This window comes from Mesorhizobium sp. M4B.F.Ca.ET.214.01.1.1 (genome assembly GCF_004791545.1).
Classification (GTDB): domain Bacteria; phylum Pseudomonadota; class Alphaproteobacteria; order Rhizobiales; family Rhizobiaceae; genus Mesorhizobium; species Mesorhizobium abyssinicae.
The window spans coordinates 1-320 of the sequence record NZ_SRUX01000209.1 but is presented as its reverse complement, the minus strand read 5'-3'; the positions used below and the strand labels follow the sequence as shown (position 1 = coordinate 320).

Here is a 320-nt window from a genome sequence, read left to right as displayed (position 1 = left end):
GCGATTCATAGAATCGCCGGACCGTTCTAACCATTTGTTTTTACGCAATTCCGGACGGAAGACCGTTACACACTTTTCCGGGAATTGCTCTAGTTCCAGTTTGCGCGGCGGGCTTTGCAAAAGAGCACCTCAGGCGCTAGCCGAGGATGGAGCCGAGCGCCTTGGCTTTGGCCTGAGTGGTGCCCTTCGACCGGATGGTTCTGGCACGCGCAAGCAAGGTGGTCACCTCCTTGGTCGTCAATCCGATAGGCGGCGAAGCCTTAACCTGATCGGCCTGGCCGAGAAGCCCATAGACCATCACGAGATTGCGCTTGTGGTGC

The 320-nt window shown here is 57.2% G+C and carries 1 pseudogene; it reads right to left on the bottom strand.

The window, feature by feature from the left end:
• Nucleotides 1-136 precede the first annotated feature (136 nt).
• Nucleotides 137-320 (bottom strand): annotated as a pseudogene (locus EN857_RS35135) (hypothetical protein); the annotation flags it as partial.